General features: G+C 61.4%; 13 protein-coding genes. 3 read left to right on the top strand and 10 right to left on the bottom strand.

Annotated elements, in window-relative coordinates; genetic code table 11:
- Positions 1 to 61 precede the first annotated feature (61 nt).
- A complete protein-coding gene (locus BLU46_RS21685; RefSeq protein WP_017477680.1) occupies positions 62 to 1,036 on the bottom strand; it encodes a 2-hydroxyacid dehydrogenase in 975 nt (324 codons plus the stop codon).
- A gap of 350 nt (positions 1,037 to 1,386) precedes the next feature.
- Between BLU46_RS21685 and BLU46_RS21680 the strand changes: the two genes are divergently transcribed.
- From BLU46_RS21680 to BLU46_RS21670, 3 genes are all read left to right on the top strand, one after another.
- Positions 1,387 to 2,709, top strand: coding sequence for an OprD family porin (locus BLU46_RS21680; RefSeq protein WP_093205288.1), 1,323 nt, complete (start codon positions 1,387 to 1,389; stop codon positions 2,707 to 2,709).
- Between the two features lie 86 nt (positions 2,710 to 2,795).
- Complete coding sequence (locus BLU46_RS21675) at positions 2,796 to 4,289, top strand: sensor domain-containing diguanylate cyclase (RefSeq protein ID WP_093205283.1); 1,494 nt, start codon at positions 2,796 to 2,798, stop codon at positions 4,287 to 4,289.
- Between the two features lie 51 nt (positions 4,290 to 4,340).
- Positions 4,341 to 5,846: a diguanylate cyclase gene (locus BLU46_RS21670; protein ID WP_063027214.1), complete on the top strand. Its 1,506-nt coding sequence runs from the start codon at positions 4,341 to 4,343 to the stop codon at positions 5,844 to 5,846.
- A gap of 109 nt (positions 5,847 to 5,955) precedes the next feature.
- On the opposite strand, the gene lpxC is transcribed toward BLU46_RS21670, so the two are convergent.
- The 9 genes from lpxC to murD form a co-directional block, all read right to left on the bottom strand.
- Positions 5,956 to 6,867: a UDP-3-O-acyl-N-acetylglucosamine deacetylase gene (gene lpxC / locus BLU46_RS21665; protein ID WP_003171886.1), complete on the bottom strand. Its 912-nt coding sequence runs from the start codon at positions 6,865 to 6,867 to the stop codon at positions 5,956 to 5,958.
- Between the two features lie 112 nt (positions 6,868 to 6,979).
- The gene (ftsZ, locus tag BLU46_RS21660; RefSeq protein WP_010170471.1) at positions 6,980 to 8,176 is read right to left on the bottom strand and encodes a cell division protein FtsZ; all 1,197 of its coding nucleotides are present in this window, start codon (positions 8,174 to 8,176) and stop codon (positions 6,980 to 6,982) included.
- 65 nt (positions 8,177 to 8,241) lie between these two features.
- Positions 8,242 to 9,504 (bottom strand): cell division protein FtsA, encoded by a 1,263-nt coding sequence (gene ftsA, locus BLU46_RS21655; RefSeq protein ID WP_003216224.1) that lies wholly within the window; start codon positions 9,502 to 9,504, stop codon positions 8,242 to 8,244.
- Between the two features lie 15 nt (positions 9,505 to 9,519).
- On the bottom strand, positions 9,520 to 10,386 hold the full coding sequence (locus BLU46_RS21650; RefSeq protein ID WP_029615882.1) for a cell division protein FtsQ/DivIB: 867 nt from the start codon (positions 10,384 to 10,386) through the stop codon (positions 9,520 to 9,522).
- A 4-nt stretch (positions 10,387 to 10,390) separates the two neighbouring features.
- Positions 10,391 to 11,347, bottom strand: a complete 957-nt coding sequence (locus tag BLU46_RS21645; RefSeq protein WP_010170475.1) for a D-alanine--D-alanine ligase — start codon at positions 11,345 to 11,347, stop codon at positions 10,391 to 10,393.
- Positions 11,344 to 12,789 (bottom strand): UDP-N-acetylmuramate--L-alanine ligase, encoded by a 1,446-nt coding sequence (gene murC / locus BLU46_RS21640; RefSeq protein WP_017477685.1) that lies wholly within the window; start codon positions 12,787 to 12,789, stop codon positions 11,344 to 11,346. The genes BLU46_RS21645 and murC overlap by 4 nt, the downstream gene beginning before the upstream one ends.
- Positions 12,782 to 13,852, bottom strand: a complete 1,071-nt coding sequence (gene murG, locus BLU46_RS21635; protein ID WP_093205278.1) for an undecaprenyldiphospho-muramoylpentapeptide beta-N-acetylglucosaminyltransferase — start codon at positions 13,850 to 13,852, stop codon at positions 12,782 to 12,784. Before murG ends, murC begins: the two co-directional genes overlap by 8 nt.
- On the bottom strand, positions 13,842 to 15,065 hold the full coding sequence (gene ftsW / locus BLU46_RS21630; protein ID WP_063027210.1) for a putative lipid II flippase FtsW: 1,224 nt from the start codon (positions 15,063 to 15,065) through the stop codon (positions 13,842 to 13,844). Before ftsW ends, murG begins: the two co-directional genes overlap by 11 nt.
- Positions 15,062 to 16,408, bottom strand: coding sequence for a UDP-N-acetylmuramoyl-L-alanine--D-glutamate ligase (gene murD / locus BLU46_RS21625; RefSeq protein WP_093205273.1), 1,347 nt, complete (start codon positions 16,406 to 16,408; stop codon positions 15,062 to 15,064). The genes ftsW and murD overlap by 4 nt, the downstream gene beginning before the upstream one ends.
- Between the last annotated feature and the right edge of the window lie 4 nt (positions 16,409 to 16,412).

Raw genomic sequence — 16,412 nt, 5'->3', positions numbered from 1 at the left:
GGCTGCCCGCTTTCTCGTTGACGCTTTTCGCGAGCAAGCTCGCTCCTACAACAAGCAGTCATCAGCCCTTCCACACCTGCGGGTTCACCAAATCCTGCGGACGCTGGCCCAACAGCGCACTGCGCAGGTTTTCCAGGGCACGGTTGGCCATGGCTTCGCGGGTCTCGTTGGTGGCCGAGCCGATGTGCGGCAGGGTCACGGCATTGCTCAGCTGGAACAGCGGCGACTCGGACAGCGGCTCCTGCTCATACACATCCAGGCCGGCGCCACGGATGGTCTGGTTTTGCAGGGCCTCGATCAGCGCCGGCTCATCCACCACCGGGCCACGGGAAATGTTCACCAGGATCGCACTGGACTTCATCAACCCCAGCTCGCGATGGCTGATCAGGTGGCGGGTTTTCTCACTCAGCGGCACCACCAGACAGACGAAGTCGGCTTCGGCCAGCAACTGATCGAGGCTGCGAAATTGCGCGCCGAGTTCTTGTTCCAGTTCGGTCTTGCGGCTGTTGCCGCTGTACAGAATCGGCATATTGAAACCCAGGCGACCCCGACGGGCGATGGCCGCGCCGATGTTGCCCATGCCGACAATGCCCAGGGTCTTGCCGTGTACATCACAGCCAAACAACGGCGCTCCGACGCTGGCTTTCCACTGCCCGGCCTTGGTCCAGGCGTCCAGTTCGGCGACGCGGCGGGCGCTGCTCATCAGCAGGGCGAAGGCCAGGTCGGCGGTGCTTTCGGTGAGCACGTCCGGAGTGTTGGTAAGCATGATCCCGCGCTCATTGAAGTACGCCAGGTCGTAGTTGTCGTAGCCCACCGACACGCTGGAAACCACTTCCAGTTTGCTCGCGCCTTCCAGTTGCGCACGGCCCAATTTGCGGCCTACGCCGATCAGCCCGTGGGCGTGCGGCAAAGCCTCGTTGAACTGGGCATTGATGTCGCCCAGCTTTGGGTTAGGCGCGATGACATCGAAATCCTGTTGCAGGCGTTCGATCATTTCCGGGGTGACGCGGCTGAAGGCGAGGACAGTCTTTTTCATGGAAGGCGGGCTCATCGACTACGTGGGAATGGCAAGCACGCTAACATTCTTGGGTAGGGGTTGTCAGGACGCCCCACACCCGCAAAGCCAGACTGTTGCGATTTGGGCAACAGTCATTATCTTGTTACACTCTGTATCGCATCGCTCACCTGCGCTAATTTGTCGCATCGATGAGCGCAGCGGTTAAGACCGACCCGCTCTCCCCCGATTTCCCTCGACTTATTTCCAGGGCTCTACACTGGGAATCTGTCTTAAAGCCGCTGAGTTCAGCGGCTTTTTTTTGCGCTGAAAAAAGGCCAGGAACCCCAACAACACTGGCCGGTTTCGATTGACCCAAAGGAGCTCCACCGGTGAAAACCTCGCTGACGTTCACCCCGTTATTCCTCGCGATTGCTGCAACGATCGTTCCCCTTGCCCACGCGGCAGACACCCCGACCACCGACGGATTCGTCGAAGGTTCCAGCTTCAAGATCAACACCCGCAACTACTACATGAACCGCGACCGTCGCGACATTCACACCGATGACAGCAAGGAATGGGGCCAGGGCATCATCGGCATTTTCGAATCCGGCTACACCCCAGGCACCGTCGGCTTTGGCCTGGACGCCAACGCCATGCTCGGTCTCAAGCTCGACGGCGGTGGCGGCACCGACGGTTCCAGCATCCTGCCGGTGAGCTCCGGCAACGGTAAAGCCCCCGGCTCGTTCTCCACCGCCGGCGCCACCCTGAAAATGCGCGCCTTCGACACCGAGCTGAAAGCCGGCGACCTGTTCCTCAACAACCCGGTAATTGCCGGCGGCATGACCCGCATGCTGCCCCAGACCTTCCGCGGCGTGAGCCTGACCAACCACAGCCTGGACGGCTGGATGTTCGAAGGCGGCCAGGCCAGCTTCACCAAGCTCTACAACCAGAGTGGCCACCGGCGCATCGGCACCAGCTACGGCGCCTTGCCCAACGGTGAAGACAGCCAGCACCTGGACTGGGCCGGTGTGTCCTTCAGCGGACTGCCGGGGCTGACCAGCAACCTGTACGCGTCCGAACTCAAGGACATCTGGAACCAGTACTACTACGACCTGGACTACACCTGGCAACTGAACGAACTGGTCAGTTTGAACCCGGGTCTGCACTACTATCACACCCAGGACACTGGCAAAGCCCTGCTGGGTAACATCGACAACAACACCTACAGCCTGCATTTCACCGTCGGCGTAGGCAATCACAGCGTCACCGCCGCCTACCAGCGGGTCAACGGCAACACACCGTTCGACTACATCAGCCAGGGTGACAGCATCTACCTGGATAACTCCCAGCAATACTCGGACTTCAACGGCCCCAACGAACGCTCGTGGAAGCTCAAATACGCCTATGACTTCATCGGGCTGGGCCTGCCTGGCCTGACCTCGGCGGTGTCGTACATCAGCGGCAAGACCGACCTGACCACCGTCGACCCGGACAGCCGTGGCTACTCATCCTGGTACAGCGCCGACGGCAAGAACGCCAAGCACTGGGAACGGGACATCGACCTCAAGTACGTGGTGCAAGGCGGCAAGGCCAAGGACCTGGCCGTACGCCTGCAGTGGGCAACCAATCGCGGCGGCAATGGCTACGCGGCAGTGGACCGGGACGTGGATGAATACCGGGTGATCGTCGACTACCCGATCGACGTTTTTTAACCTTCAGGCATTCTTTTAGCGGCGACGACTTATTTTTCACAACATGGAACTAAACTGCCAGTATCTCGAGTGCCGAAGTCAGTCCCATGAGTCAACGCCGCACCTTCACCCCGCCTGCACGCCCGGAGCTTCTGCTGATTCTGGGCAGCGGCCTTACCGTCATCCTGATCGTGATCATCGTTGCCGTACTGCTGACTCGCGAACACACCAGCGCCCTGCTGACGGCCCAGCGCTCCACCACCAATATCACCCAGTTAATCAACGCCGATGTGTTACGCAACGTCGAACTCTACGACCTGGCCCTGAACGGCCTGATTGTCGCGACCACCCGCCACGACTTACCCCAGGTCTCGGCCGACATCCTGCATATGGTGCAGTTCGACCAGTCCACGGCCGCCCCTTTCAAAGGCGAGGTCCTGCTGCTGGACAAGGTCGGCGCGGTCACCGCCGACTCCTCCACGCTGAAGCCCACGCCACGCAATTTCGCCAATCGCGACTATTTCCAGATCCACCAGCAGAACCCCAACGCGGGCTTGTTCATCAGCCGGCCCTTCAAGATTCGTTGCGAGTGCGATCAGGTCTGGCGTATTGCGTTCAGCCGTCGGGTGCCCGGGCCCAATGGCGAGTTTGCCGGTGTGGCGGTGGCGACCATGCGCCTGGCGTATTTCGACCAGCTGTTCAATAGCCTGACCATCGGCAGCGGCAGCAGCATCAACCTGCTGAACAACGACGGCATTCTGCTGGCCCAGCAGCCTCTGCTCGAAAGCGACATGATCAACAAAGACCTGAGCATGCGGCCAAACTTCAAAAGAATGCTGCGCGAAGGCAGCGGCAGTTTCAGCGGTCTCTCCTCCATCAGTGGCAAGCAACGGCTGTACACCTTCACCAGCGTCGGTGCGCTGCCGCTGATTGTGGTGGTGGCGCTGTCCAACGATGACGTGTTTGCCGCCTGGAGACGTGCCACCGTGCTGATCAGTGGCGCCACCGGTGTGCTGTGTATAGGCCTGCTGTGGCTGACCTGGATGCTGCGCCGGGAACTGCGCCGCCGCTATCGCGCCGAGAAGGTGTTGTCGGAACTGGCGGCCACCGACGCCCTCACCGGCTTGGCCAACCGCCGCACCCTCGACCAGCGCCTGCGCCTGGAATGGGAGCGCGCACAACGCTCGGGCGAGCCGCTGGCCTTGCTGATGATCGACGTCGACCACTTCAAGGCCTTCAACGACCGCCATGGCCACCAAGGCGGTGACGAGGCGCTGCGCAACGTCGCCCGGGTCATCGGCAGCAATATTCGTCGCCCCGCCGACCTGGCGGCCCGTTACGGCGGCGAAGAGTTCGCAGTGATCCTGCCGGATACCGACCGCGACGGAGCGAGCACCATCGCCGAGCATATCCGCAGCGCGGTGGAGCACTTGCCACCAGCGGACGGAGACGCGTTGTCGATCACTGTCAGCATCGGCCTCAGTACCTGGGACAAACGCCGCCGTGGTTCACTGGAAGAGCTGCTGCTGAGTGCCGACCGGGCGCTGTATGACGCCAAGCACTCCGGGCGCAACCGCACGGTTCACAGCCAGACCACATGAGCCGTTATCAGCAACTACGCTAAGGGCATCCTCGAAGCAGAAGTACGCCCGATGAGCCCAAGCACCACCCGCCCGCCCCGCCCGACCCACCGTCCGGAGCTGCTGCTGATCATCGGCAGTTGCGTCACGGTGCTGCTGATCATGTTGGTAGTCGCGGTGTTGCTGACCCGCGAGCACGCCAACACCTTGCAGGCGGCCCAGCGCACGGCCAATAACATCACCCAACTGATCGATGCCGACGTGCTGCGCAACGTCGAGCTGTACGACTTGTCGATCAAAGGCCTGATCGCGGCCACCGAACGCAGTGATTTGGCCGGAGTATCGGCCAGCATCCGCCACCTGGTGCTGTTTGATCGATCGGAAGCGGCGCCGTACAAGGGTGACATCCTGCTGCTGGACAAGAACGGCGAGGTGATTGCCGACTCCTCGCTGCTGACGCCCAAGGCTGCCAACTTCGCCGACCGTGATTACTTTCAGGCCCACCGGCAGAATCCCGACCTGGGCCTGTTCATCAGCCGGCCCTTCATGGCGCGCTGCGTGTGTGACGACCAATGGCGCATCGCATTCAGCCGCAGGGTCTCCGGGCCCGACGGGCGATTCCTCGGGGTGGCCGTGGCCTCCATGCGCCTCTCGTATTTCCAGCAACTGTTCCGCAGCCTGAATATCGGCAACGACAGCACCATCAACCTGATCAACCAGCAAGGCATCCTGCTGGCCCAACAGCCGTTGCTGGAACGGGACATGATCGACAAGGACCTCAGCCAACGCCCCAACGTCGCGCGCATACTGAAAGAGCGCGATGGCAACTTTCGTGGCACGTCCAGTGTGGATGAGGAGAACCGCCTCTATACCTTCTCCACGGTGGGGAATTTACCGCTGATCGTCGTGGTGGGCCTGTCCACGGATGACATATTCGCACCCTGGCAGCGTGCGGCGCTATTGATCAGCGGGGCCACCGGGGTTTTGTGCATTGGCCTGCTGTGGCTGACCGGGATGCTTTGCATGGAACTGCGCAGGCGCCACCGCGCCGAGCAGGTGCTGTCAGAACTGGCAGCCACCGATGCGCTCACCGGCCTGGCCAACCGCCGCACCCTGGACCAGCGCCTGCGCCTGGAATGGGACCGCGCCCAGCGTTCAGCCGAACCGTTGACGGTGCTGATGATTGATGTGGACCACTTCAAGGCGTTCAACGACCGACATGGCCATCAAGGTGGCGACGAGGCATTGCGTACGGTGGCGCAGGTGATCGAGGGCAATATCCGCCGCCCTGCCGATCTCGCGGCCCGATATGGCGGCGAGGAATTTGCGGTGGTGCTGCCGCATACCGACAGCCAGGGGGCGCTGGTGATTGCTGAACATATCCGCAGCAGTGTCGAACACCTGCCGCGGGTGGGCGGGGATACGGTGCCGATTACCGTCAGCATTGGCCTCAGTACCTGGACCAAAAACAGCCGCACCACGCTGGAGGAATTACTGCTCAACGCCGACCAGGCGCTGTATGAGGCCAAGCATACCGGGCGTAATCGCGTTGTTGATGCCTGCGCGTTAAAGCCGTGACGCGGAGCGTCACAGGAGGCGTTCCCACGCAGAACGTAGGGAACGATCAGGCATAAAAAAAGGCCACCCGAAGGCAGCCTTTAAAAACAAAAGGAAAGAGAGTTGTTACTTACACCGCCGCGACGGGACGCATGTAAGAGATCGGTGCGGTGCTGGCATCTTCGAAGGTCACGACTTCCCAAGCATCTGTCTGCTCAATCAACTTGCGCAGCAGCTGGTTGTTAAGGGCGTGGCCCGACTTGAAGCCTTTGAACTCGCCTATCAGGCTATTGCCCAGCAGGTAGAGGTCACCGATTGCATCGAGGATCTTGTGCTTCACAAATTCGTCTTCATAGCGAAGGCCGTCTTCGTTCAGTACACCATCCGCGTCGACCACAATGGCGTTTTCAACGCTGCCGCCGAGTGCGAGGTTATGCTTGCGCAGGTACTCGATGTCACTCATGAAACCAAAGGTACGGGCGCGGCTGACTTCTTTTACGAACGAAGTGCTGGAAAAATCCACGCTTGCACTTTGTGTGCGGTCACGGAATACCGGGTGATCGAAATCGATCTCAAAGCTCACTTTAAAGCCTTCGAACGGGACGAAGGTGGCGCGCTTGTCGCCGTCTTCTACTGTCACTTCCCGCAGAATGCGAATGAACTTCTTGGCTGCGTCCTGTTCTTCCAGGCCGGCAGATTGAATCAAGAATACGAAGGGTCCGGCGCTGCCATCCATGATTGGGACTTCGGACGCGGAGAGCTCGACGTAGGCGTTATCGATGCCCAGACCGGCCATGGCCGAGAGCAAGTGCTCCACCGTGTCCACTTTGACGTCACCGTTGACCAACGTGGTCGACATCGTGGTTTCGCCAACATTTTCCGCGCGAGCAGGAATCTGCACCACAGGGTCCAGGTCGGCACGAACAAACACGATGCCGGTGTCGACAGGTGCGGGCTTGAGGGTCAGGTATACCTTCTCCCCGGAGTGCAGACCTACACCTGTGGCACGGATAATATTCTTCAGGGTGCGTTGTTTAATCATGGCTTGGACCGCTTCAGCGCAAATTGCGAACTGGTATCAACAAAGGCTGGCGATAATAGCAGACCAGACCTTTGCTGAACACCAATCACCTTCATAGCCCTGATACATTCCATTAATCGGCCTGACGACGCAGGAAAGCCGGGATGTCCAGGTAGTCCAGGTCATCTTGCGGATTCGGGCTACGGGATGCAGCAGCACCGGCCTGAGCCTGGTTGCGCATCACGGTCGGACGATCCAGGTCACGATAGTTCACAGACGGCAGTTCCTGGCGCGCAGGCGCTGGAGCGGCAGCTTGCTGGCTGGCGTGGCTGGTATGGACGGTATTGTCGATGACCTTTACAGGCTTCTCGATTTTTGCACCCAGGCCGGTAGCAACAACGGTCACGTGCAGTTCGTCGCGCATGTCCGGATCGATAACAGTACCGACCTTGACCATGGCGTGCTCGGAAGCGAAGGCTTCGATGATGCTACCCACGTCCGAGTACTCACCCAGGGACAGGTCAGGACCGGCGGTGATGTTCACCAGGATGCCGCGTGCACCTTGCAGGTTCACGTCTTCCAGCAACGGGTTGCGGATGGCCGCTTCGGTAGCTTCGCGTGCACGGTTCGGACCGCTGGCGCAGCCAGTGCCCATCATCGCCATGCCCATTTCGCTCATCACGGTACGTACGTCGGCAAAGTCGACGTTGATCATGCCCGGACGCTTGATGATGTCGGAGATACCGCGAACGGCACCGGCCAGTACATCGTCAGCCTTGGCGAAAGCCGACAGCAGGCTGGCGTCCTTACCGAGGATGGTCAGCAGCTTCTCGTTGGGAATAGTGATCAACGAGTCGACGCTTTCGGACAGCAGACGGATGCCTTCATCGGCGATCTGCATGCGCTTGCGACCTTCGAACGGGAACGGACGGGTCACGACGGCAACCGTCAGGATCCCCATTTCCTTGGCCACTTCGGCAATGATCGGCGCAGCACCGGTACCGGTACCACCGCCCATGCCTGTGGTGATGAACACCATGTTGGTGCCTTGCAGCACTTCAGCAATGCGCTCGCGGTCTTCCAGAGCGGCTTGACGGCCGACTTCCGGGTTCGCGCCGGCACCCAGGCCCTTGGTCACGGCTGTGCCCAATTGCAGGATGGTGCGTGCACCGATGCTTTTGAGGGCCTGGGCGTCAGTGTTGGCGCAGATGAATTCAACGCCTTCAATGTTGCTCTTGACCATGTGGTTGACAGCGTTGCCGCCGCCACCGCCGACGCCGATCACTTTGATGACCGGGCTTGCGGGGATGTTGTCTACGAGTTCGAACATTTTCCCTCTCCTTTCATTTCTCTAGTTTTTTCGCCTACTACTTGAAACGGTGTTGCGGTAAATCTTTAGAAATTGCCTTTCACCCAAGCCTGCAACCGCTCGAACAACGGTGCTTTCGCTTCGTCGTCGCTTCTGTAGCTGTCGCGGTTGCTCGGGCCCGACAGGGAAATGCCGTCGGTCTGCTTTTGCAGCCCGTACAACAGCAAGCCCACACCGGTGGAATAAATCGGGTTGCGCACCACGTCGCCCAGGCCTTTCACGCCATGGGGCACGCCCAGGCGGACCGGCATGTGGAAGATTTCCTCGGCCAGTTCGACCGCGCCTTCCATCTTCGAGGTACCACCGGTCAGCACGATGCCGGCCGGGATCAAATCTTCGTAGCCGCTGCGGCGCAGTTCAGCCTGGATCAGGGTGAACAGTTCGTCGTAGCGCGGCTCGACCACTTCGGCCAACGCCTGACGCGACAGTTCGCGCGGTGGACGGTCGCCCACGCTCGGCACCTTGATGGTTTCACCAGCACCGGCCAGCTTGGCCAGGGCACAGGCGTAACGGATCTTGATTTCTTCGGCGTACTGGGTCGGGGTGCGCAACGCCATGGCGATGTCGTTGGTCACCTGGTCACCGGCAATCGGGATCACGGCGGTGTGACGGATCGCACCCTCGGTGAAGATCGCGATGTCCGTGGTGCCGCCGCCGATGTCCACCAGGCACACGCCCAGTTCTTTTTCGTCGTCGGTCAGTACCGAGTAAGCCGAAGCCAACTGCTCGAGAATGATGTCGTCGATTTCCAGGCCGCAGCGGCGAACGCATTTTTCAATGTTCTGTGCAGCGTTGACGGCGCAGGTCACGACGTGAACCTTGGCTTCCAGACGGACGCCCGACATGCCCAAAGGCTCGCGAACACCTTCCTGGTTGTCGATCACGTAGTCCTGCGGCAGCGTGTGCAGCACGCGCTGGTCAGCCGGGATCGCCACGGCTTGCGCTGCGTCGAGTACCCGCTCCAGGTCAGCCGAGCTGACTTCGCGGTCGCGGATCGCCACGATGCCGTGGGAGTTCAGGCTGCGGATGTGGTTGCCGGCAACACCGACGAATGCCGAGTGAATCCGGCAACCGGCCATCAGCTGCGCTTCTTCGATGGCGCGCTGGATCGATTGCACGGTGGATTCAATATTCACCACCACGCCCTTCTTCAGGCCCCGGGACGGATGCGTGCCGATTCCGACGATTTCCAGCGTGCCGTCGTCCGCGACCTCGCCTACCAGCGCCACCACTTTGGAGGTGCCGATATCCAGACCGACGATCATTTTGCCGCTTTGCACGTTTGCCATGGGTCCTGCCTCTTCTTAATTCTTCGCGACAGCAGGTTGCGCTGCCGTGGGCGCCGCAGGGGCCCGCCAGCCGACGGCAAGGCCGTTGGCGTAACGCAGGTCGATGCTCGCAATGTTCGTAATCTGTTCTTTCAAGGTCTTTTCATAGATGGCGATAAAACGGCGCATCTTTTCCACCAGGTTGCCGCGTCCCAGCAACAACTCGATGCCCGGGCCGGAACTGCCTGCACCCGTGGTCAAAAACCAGCTCCCCCGCTCACGCAATTCCAGTCGCGCAATCGAGAAGCCCAACGGCCGCAGCATCTGGCTCAACGCCTGGTACTGCTGCATCACTTGCTGCTGCGCCCGCTGCGGCCCGAACAACTGCGGCAGGTGCTCGTAATTCGCCACTTCGCGAGGTGCAAACGCCTGGCCCTGGTTGTTCAACAACTGTCCATCGCCCCAACGGGCCACAGGCAGTTGTTCTTCCAGGCGGATCGTTACCTGATCCGGCCACACGCGACGAACTTCGGCGTGGGCAATCCATGGCATCTGTTCCAGCTCGGAACGCATGCCTGCCAGGTCGATGGTGAAGAAGCTCGACGCCACAAACGGGGCGATTCGCTGCTGCACGGCTTGCTGGCTGATGTAGCTCAAATCGCCCTGCACACTGATCTTGGTGATCGGCCGGTCGGCATACGGCAACAGACGCTGGGCGCCTTCGTACGTACCAAACCCCAACGCCACCAGGATCACCGGCCAGAACAAAGCCTTCAGAAAACCAAAGTTGGCTTTCGGCATGCGCGCCGACATCGGCTCTTTAGCCACCATTCGGCTGGCACCACGCGGCACCGGCTTGCGGCCGGGAGCGGGTTGCTGATGACGAAGCGATGCGCCGTTCATGGTCTTAGCCTCGAGGCTCAATGCTTGCTGCCAGGATCGCCAGCACCAACTGCTGGAAATCCAAACCGGCTGCACGAGCGGCCATAGGTACCAGGCTGTGATCGGTCATCCCGGGTGCGGTGTTGACTTCAAGGAACCAGAAATTCCCTTGGTCATCCTGCATCACGTCTGCCCGCGCCCAACCGGCGATACCCAGCGCCTCACAGGCTTTCGCCGTGAGGTCCATCAATTCCTGTTCCTTGGTTGCGTCGAGGCCACACGGGATCCGGTACTGAGTATCGGAAGCCACGTACTTGGCGTCGTAGTCATAAAAGGTGTGGGGCGTGCCCAATGCGATAGGCGGCAATACCTGGCCACGCAGCGTAGCGATGGTGAACTCGGGACCTTGAATCCACTGTTCCACCAACACTTGCGAATCGTAGGTACTGGCCGCTTTCCATGCGTCAATCAATTCGGCGGCTGAGTTCACTTTAGCCATGCCGATACTGGAGCCTTCATGGGCTGGTTTGACGATCAAAGGCAGGCCCAGTTCCTTGGCTGCAGAAATACAATCGTCTTCGCTGCACAGCACGCTGTGACGCGGGGTCGGAATACCCAGGCTGTGCCATACCTGCTTGGTGCGCAACTTGTCCATGGCCAGTGCCGAAGCGAGGATCCCGCTGCCGGTGTACGGAATGCCCAGGCACTCCAGCAGGCCCTGCATGCTGCCGTCTTCACCGCCACGGCCGTGAAGAATGATGAAGGCGCGGTCGATTTTCTCGGCCTGCAGGCGCGACAGGAAGTCATCGCCCACGTCGATGCCGAACGCATTCACGCCGGCACTTTGCAGCGCTTCCAGTACGGCATTGCCGGACTTCAGCGACACTTCACGCTCAGCACTCTTGCCGCCGAACAGCACCGCAACGCGGCCGAAGTCGGCAGGTTGAATGGTGGAGAACAGGGAGCCGTAGTCAGTGGTCATTTCGACTTCCCCTGTGGGGCGGCAAACAGCGGGCTCGCCAGCAATTTAGGGGCGAGGCCGCCGATATCACCGGCACCCTGGCACAGCAGGATGTCGCCGGCACGCAGCAGCGGTTTGACGATTGGCGCGAGGTCCACACCGCGTTCGATGTAGATCGGGTCCAGTTGGCCACGCTGACGGATGCTGTTGCACAGCTTGCGGCTGTCGGCGCCCGGGATCGGCTCTTCACCGGCCGGGTAGACTTCCATCAGCAGCAACACGTTGGCATCCGCCAGTACATTGACGAAATCGTCGTACAGGTCGCGGGTACGGCTGTAGCGGTGCGGCTGGTACACCATCACCAGGCGGCGCTCTGGCCAGCCACCGCGCACGGCCTTGATCACTGCGGCGACTTCGGTCGGGTGGTGACCGTAGTCGTCCACCAGCATCACGTTGCCGCCGTCCACCGGCAGTTCGCCGTAGACCTGGAAGCGACGACCCACACCGGCAAAACCCGACAGGCCTTCGACGATGGCTTCATCGCTGACGCCTTCGTCGGAGGCGATGCAGATGGTCGCCAGAGAGTTGAGTACGTTGTGGTTGCCCGGCATGTTCACCGAGACATCCAACGGCTCGCGGTCAGGGCGCAGCACGGTGAAGAAGGTCTGCATGCCCTGCTGGCGCACATTGATTGCGCGCACGTCGCAGTCTTCGCTGAAGCCGTAGGTCACGGTCGGACGCTTCACCAGCGGCAGGATTTCGCGCACCACCGGATCGTCCAGGCACACCACGGCCAACCCGTAGAACGGCAGGTTGTGCAGGAACTCGACAAAGGTTTTCTTCAGTTTGTTGAAGTCACCGTCGTAGGTCGCCATGTGGTCGGCGTCGATGTTGGTCACCACGGCCACCAGCGGTTGCAGGTGCAGGAAGCTGGCGTCGCTTTCATCGGCTTCGGCGATCAGGTAGCGGCTGGTACCGAGCTGTGCATTGGTGCCGGCTGCATTCAGGCGGCCACCGATCACGAAGGTCGGGTCCAGGCCACCGGCGGCGAACACCGAGGCAATCAGGCTGGTGGTGGTGGTCTTGCCATGGGTACCGGCGACGGCAATGCCGTGGCGGTAGCGCATCAGCTCGGCCAGCATCTCGGCGCGCGGCACCACGGGAATGCGGCGTTCAAGAGCGGTGGCCACTTCCGGGTTGGAGGTGTTCACGGCACTGGAGACCACCAGCACGTCGGCTTCGGCAGCGTTCTCGGCACGGTGACCGATAAAGATTTTCGCGCCAAACGATTCCAGGCGCTCGGTGACCGGCGACATTTTCAGGTCGGAGCCGGACACCTGATAACCCAGGTTCAGCAACACTTCGGCGATCCCGCACATGCCCACGCCGCCGATACCGACGAAGTGGATGCGACGGATGCGGCGCATTTCCGGTTGTGGCATGGCTTTCTGATTCTCAACCATGGGCCACCTCCAGGCAGATATCGACCACGGTGCGGGTTGCGTCAGGTTTAGCCAGGCGGCTTGCGGTGCTCGCCATGCTGTTCAGTCGTTCCGGTTGCATCAAAACCTCGGTCAGGCGTGCGGCCAAATCGGCGGCGCCAGTCGTTCTTTGCGGCAGCAGGAAGGCAGCGCCCTCCCCGGCCAAATATTCGGCGTTGCGGGTCTGGTGATCGTCGATCGCGTGGGGCAAAGGCACCAGCAAGGACGGCAGACCGGCGGCAGCCAGTTCACTGACGGTCAACGCACCTGCGCGACAGACCACCAGGTCGGCCCAGCCATAGGCTTGGGCCATGTCTTTGATGAAGGGCTGCACATTCGCCTCGACGCCAGCATCGCGATAACGCGTAGCGGTCACTTCATCGTGGTTCTTGCCGGCCTGATGGAAGATCTCGGGGCGCAGCTCCTCAGGGAGTTGCGACACCGCTTCAGGCAGCAATTTGTTCAAGGGCTCCGCGCCCAGGCTTCCGCCCAGGATCAACAGGTGCGCCTTGCGACCGGCCAACGGCTGGCGGGCGATGTCCATGAACAGTTCGGTACGCACCGGGTTGCCGGTGGTACGCAGCTTGTCCGCAGCCCCAAAGGTCTTCGGAAACGCCTCGCACACCCGGGCAGCCAAGGGCACCAGCAGGCGGTTGGCGGTGCCGGCCACGGCGTTCTGCTCATGGACGATCACCGGCACACCGGCGAGTTTTGCCGCGACACCGCCAGGGCCGGTCACGTAACCGCCAAAGCCCAGCACGCATACCGGCTTCACTTCACGGATAACCTTGCGCGCCTGCCACACCGCCTTGAGCAACACGAACGGCGCCTTGAGCAGGGACAATTTGCCCTTGCCACGCAGGCCGGTGACGTTGATCAAATGCAGTGGCAAGCCGGCATTCGGTACCAGATCGTTTTCGATGCCGCGCGGCGTGCCAAGCCAATGCACGGTGTAGCCGCGGTTCTGGAACTCGCGGGCACAGGCCAGCGCCGGGAACACGTGGCCACCGGTGCCGCCTGCCATGATCAGCACGTTAGCGCCCATGGTTTGGCTCCTCGGCGAAGTCGCTTTCGCTGAACTCCATCTCTTCGCTGCCCAGGTGGGTTCGACTCTCCCACTCGATGCGCAGCAATAACCCGAGACAGGCGCAGCAAATCACCAACGAACTGCCGCCATAACTGAGGAACGGCAAGGTCAGACCCTTGGTCGGCAGCAGGCCGACGTTCACCCCGATGTTGATCAGGAACTGGCCGATCCACAGGAACGACAAGCCGTACGCCACGTAAGCGGCGAAATACTGCTTGGCCTTTTCAGCCCACAAACCGATGTACATGCCGCGTACACACACGAATACGAACAGCGCGACGGTGCACAGCGAGCCGACCACGCCCAGCTCTTCGGCGAGTACCGAGAACACGAAGTCGGTGTGGGCTTCCGGCAGGTAGAACTGCTTCTGCACGCTGTTGCCCAGGCCAACCCCCAGCCACTCGCCGCGACCGAAGGCGATCAACGCCTGGGTCAGCTGGTAGCCGGAACCGAATTGATCGGACCATGGGTCGGTAAAGGTAATCAGACGCGCCATCCGGTAGGGTTGCGCCTGCACCAGAATCGTCACAGCGGCCACCGCCAGCACCACCATCAAGGTGAAGCGGAACAGGCCCACGCCACCGAGGAACAGCATCGCCGCCGCCGCCCCCATCATTACGACGGTGGCACCGAAGTCCGGCTCCATCAGCAACAGGCCGGCCATCGGCAACAGCACGATGAACGGCTTGAAGAAGCCCATCCAGCTTTCGCGTACTTCTTTCTGGCGCCGCACCAGGTAACCGGCGAGGTAGATCACCACGAACACCTTGGCGATTTCCGACGGCTGCACGTTGAACGCACCGAAGCCGATCCAGCGCATCGAACCGTTCACCTCACGCCCGATGCCGGGCAGGATCACCATGATCAACAGGCCGAACGCGCCCACCAGCATCAGCCAACCCAGGCGCTGCCAAGTGGCAATCGGGATCATCATGGTGACGATGCACGCACCGAGACCGATCACCAGGTACACCAGGTGACGGATCATCATGTACAGGGTGTTGCCCGACTGCACGGCGGCCACTTCCGAGGACGCCGAGGTAATCATTACCAGGCCAAGACCCAGCAGCGCGAGGCAACCGGCAAGCATCGGGAAATCCAGGTCGATACCGCGCCCGGTGATGATCGGCGACGGGTACGGCTTGATGATGTTCCGGAAATTGATACTCATGCCAAGGCCTCCACGGCGCGGGCGAACAGCTGGCCGCGCTCTTCGTAGTTCTTGAACATGTCGAAACTCGCGCAGGCAGGCGACAGCAGCACCACATCGCCCGGCTGAGCCAAGGCTTTGGATTGGGCGATGGCATCGTCCAGGGACTGCGCGCGCACCTGCGGTACGGCGTCGCCCAGGGCATCGGCGATCAAGCCGGAATCGCGGCCCATCAACACCACGGCGCGGCAGTGGGCAGCGACCGGGCCTTTAAGGTCCTTGAAGTCGGCACCCTTGCCGTCGCCACCGGCGATCAGCACGACCTTGCCTTGAATGTCGGCGCCCAAACCTTCGATGGCTGCAAGTGCTGCGCCGACGTTGGTGGCCTTGGAATCGTTGTAATAGCCAACGCCATCCAGCTCGCGAACCCACTGGCAGCGATGCTCAAGCCCAGCGAATGTGCGCAGGGCCGAGAGCATTGCGTCGAACGGCAAGCCCACCGCGTGACCGAGTGCCAGCGCCGCCAGGGCATTGGCCTGGTTGTGGGCGCCACGGATTTTCAGTTCGCGCACCGGCATCAGGTTCTGGAATTCAAAGGCCAGGTATTTCTCGCCGTTCTCTTCCCGAAGGCCGAAAGCCTTGAAGTCAGGTTTGTTCAGGCCGAAGGTCCAGCACGGCAGACCTTCGCCGATCAGCGGACGGCTCAGGGCATCCTGACGGTTCACCACCACTTGCCGCGCGCCACGGAAGATCCGGTGCTTGGCCAGGTGATAGGCCGGCAGGCCGCTGTAGCGGTCCATGTGGTCTTCGCTGACGTTGAGCACGGTGGCCACTTCAGCGTTGAGCTGGTCGGTGGTTTCCAGCTGGAAGCTCGACAGCTCCATCACGTACAGCTCGACGTCGTCGTTGAGCAGGTCCAGCGCCGGAGTACCGAGGTTGCCGCCCACGGCCACGCGCTTGCCGGCCGCAGCCGCCATCTCGCCCACCAGGGTGGTGACGGTGCTTTTTGCATTGGAACCACTGATAGCCACGATCGGCGCCTTCGCGTTACGCGCGAACAGCTCGATATCGCCGGACAACTTCACGCCACGGGCCGCCGCCGCTTGCAGGGCCGGGGTCGCCAGGGCCAGGCCGGGGCTCACGTAGAGCTCATCGGCACGGCACAGAAACTCGACATCCAGCTCGCCACAACGCACTTCCACGTGCGGGTAGTCACGGCGCAGCGTGACCAGCTCCGGTGGATTTTCCCGCGTATCGGCCACGGCAAACGACGTGCCCCGGTTCGCCAGGAAGCGAACCAGGGACATGCCGCTCTTGCCGAGGCCGACAACGATGCGGAAGTGGTCTGAAGCGATCAGGGACACTCGT

It is taken from the genome of Pseudomonas yamanorum (genome assembly GCF_900105735.1).
Taxonomy (GTDB): Bacteria; Pseudomonadota; Gammaproteobacteria; order Pseudomonadales; family Pseudomonadaceae; genus Aquipseudomonas; species Aquipseudomonas yamanorum.
Note: the sequence above shows the minus strand (reverse complement) of the source record. Positions and strands in the feature narration are given on the sequence as shown.

What these genes read in the sequence shown, in the direction of transcription:
- ftsZ (WP_010170471.1), bottom strand. Translation starts at nt 8,176, where the DNA reads ATGTTCGAACTCGTAGACAACATCCCCGCAAGCCCGGTCATCAAAGTG.
- BLU46_RS21675 (WP_093205283.1), top strand. Translation starts at nt 2,796, where the DNA reads ATGAGTCAACGCCGCACCTTCACCCCGCCTGCACGCCCGGAGCTTCTG.
- lpxC (WP_003171886.1), bottom strand. Translation starts at nt 6,867, where the DNA reads ATGATTAAACAACGCACCCTGAAGAATATTATCCGTGCCACAGGTGTA.
- BLU46_RS21645 (WP_010170475.1), bottom strand. Translation starts at nt 11,347, where the DNA reads ATGACCACTGACTACGGCTCCCTGTTCTCCACCATTCAACCTGCCGAC.
- ftsA (WP_003216224.1), bottom strand. Translation starts at nt 9,504, where the DNA reads ATGGCAAACGTGCAAAGCGGCAAAATGATCGTCGGTCTGGATATCGGC.
- BLU46_RS21670 (WP_063027214.1), top strand. Translation starts at nt 4,341, where the DNA reads ATGAGCCCAAGCACCACCCGCCCGCCCCGCCCGACCCACCGTCCGGAG.
- murG (WP_093205278.1), bottom strand. Translation starts at nt 13,852, where the DNA reads ATGGGCGCTAACGTGCTGATCATGGCAGGCGGCACCGGTGGCCACGTG.
- murC (WP_017477685.1), bottom strand. Translation starts at nt 12,789, where the DNA reads ATGGTTGAGAATCAGAAAGCCATGCCACAACCGGAAATGCGCCGCATC.
- BLU46_RS21685 (WP_017477680.1), bottom strand. Translation starts at nt 1,036, where the DNA reads ATGAAAAAGACTGTCCTCGCCTTCAGCCGCGTCACCCCGGAAATGATC.
- BLU46_RS21650 (WP_029615882.1), bottom strand. Translation starts at nt 10,386, where the DNA reads ATGAACGGCGCATCGCTTCGTCATCAGCAACCCGCTCCCGGCCGCAAG.
- ftsW (WP_063027210.1), bottom strand. Translation starts at nt 15,065, where the DNA reads ATGAGTATCAATTTCCGGAACATCATCAAGCCGTACCCGTCGCCGATC.